Below are 1,357 nucleotides of genomic sequence, written 5' to 3'. Positions count from 1 at the left end.
CGACGGGAATCGAACCCGCGACCCTCGCCTTGGCAAGGCGATGCTCTACCGCTGAGCCACGTCCGCAATGTAAATATGTATTCCGTCTCAAGCTCTCTTGGTAAAGATGGTGAGCCATGAAGGACTCGAACCTTCGACACCCTGATTAAAAGTCAGGTGCTCTACCAACTGAGCTAATGGCTCTTATTACTAAGAGTAAAGAATGGCGGAACTGACGGGATTCGAACCCGCGATCTCCTGCGTGACAGGCAGGCATGTTAGGCCTCTACACCACAGTTCCATGAAACATTATCGCGATAGCGATATAAATTGGTTGCGGGGGCAGGATTTGAACCTACGACCTTCGGGTTATGAGCCCGACGAGCTACCGAACTGCTCCACCCCGCGTCATTAAAAGGGTTGCTTATATGGGTTCCCCGAAAAGTAATCGGAATTACTTGCGAAGCATATGCTTCACTTTTTGGGGATAAATCATGGTGGAGGCTGAGGGGATCGAACCCCCGACCCTCTGCTTGTAAGGCAGATGCTCTCCCAGCTGAGCTAAGCCTCCGTCTGGAATGTTGTTAAAGATAATGGTGACCCGTAGGGGATACTCTCACTTCGTTCGAGACTGTGAAGTCTATGCTTACGAAGTTATCCTCCGACGAACCGACGGGATTCTCATCCCCTGATGCAGTAAAGATAGTGGTGACCCGTAGGGGATTCGAACCCCTGTTACCTCCGTGAAAGGGAGGTGTCTTAACCCCTTGACCAACGGGCCATATATGCAGTCCTTGCTGGCGGAGAGAGAGGGATTCGAACCCTCGAGACGCTTTTGGCGCCTACACGATTTCCAATCGTGCTCCTTCGGCCAACTCGGACACCTCTCCATAAGTGGCTCCCCGAACAGGACTCGAACCTGTGACAACTCGATTAACAGTCGAGTGCTCTACCAACTGAGCTATCAGGGAATATGTACCGCTTGGCGACGTCCTACTCTCCCGGGACCCTTCGGTCCAAGTACCATCGGCGCTGGAAGGCTTAACGGTCGTGTTCGGTATGGGTACGCGTGGAACCCTTCCGCTATCGCCACCAAACGTATATTCAGGATCCGGCATCGCCAAATGCCGTGACCATCCTCCTTGCAAGTATAACTTGTACACTTACAATTCAGTTTTGATCACCTGAAAACTAGATACGAAACGAATTTGCGTGTTTTAGAATCCGTAGCATTTCCCCAATGTAATATCGGGGTCCCCGGAAAGTATTCGGCGTTGCTTCAAAGCTTCGCTTCACTTTTTGGGGTGTTATTTGGATAAGCCCTCGACCGATTAGTATTGGTCAGCTCCATGCATTGCTGCACTTCCACCTCCAACCT

At 51.1% G+C, this 1,357-nt stretch carries 7 tRNA genes and 1 rRNA gene; all 8 read right to left on the bottom strand.

Annotation, left to right across the window (positions count from 1 at the left end):
- Positions 1–107: 107 nt before the first annotated feature.
- The 8 genes from CRG97_RS08095 to rrf all read right to left on the bottom strand — a co-directional run bounded on the left by CRG97_RS08095 (position 108) and on the right by rrf (position 1,076).
- A tRNA-Lys gene (locus tag CRG97_RS08095) sits at positions 108–183 on the bottom strand.
- A 20-nt stretch (positions 184–203) separates the two neighbouring features.
- A tRNA-Asp gene (locus CRG97_RS08090) sits at positions 204–280 on the bottom strand.
- Between the two features lie 30 nt (positions 281–310).
- A tRNA-Met gene (locus tag CRG97_RS08085) sits at positions 311–387 on the bottom strand.
- A gap of 87 nt (positions 388–474) precedes the next feature.
- Positions 475–550, bottom strand: a tRNA-Val gene (locus CRG97_RS08080).
- Between the two features lie 135 nt (positions 551–685).
- Positions 686–760 (bottom strand) — tRNA-Glu (locus CRG97_RS08075).
- A gap of 17 nt (positions 761–777) precedes the next feature.
- A tRNA-Ser gene (locus CRG97_RS08070) sits at positions 778–869 on the bottom strand.
- Positions 870–874: 5 nt separating this feature from the next.
- A tRNA-Asn gene (locus CRG97_RS08065) sits at positions 875–950 on the bottom strand.
- A gap of 9 nt (positions 951–959) precedes the next feature.
- A 5S ribosomal RNA gene (rrf, locus tag CRG97_RS08060) occupies positions 960–1,076 on the bottom strand.
- Positions 1,077–1,357: the final 281 nt, after the last annotated feature.

It is taken from the genome of Paenibacillus sp. EZ-K15 (genome assembly GCF_002573715.1).
GTDB lineage: Bacteria > Bacillota > Bacilli > Paenibacillales > Paenibacillaceae > Paenibacillus_AQ.
This window is presented reverse-complemented; position numbering and strand designations above follow the sequence as displayed.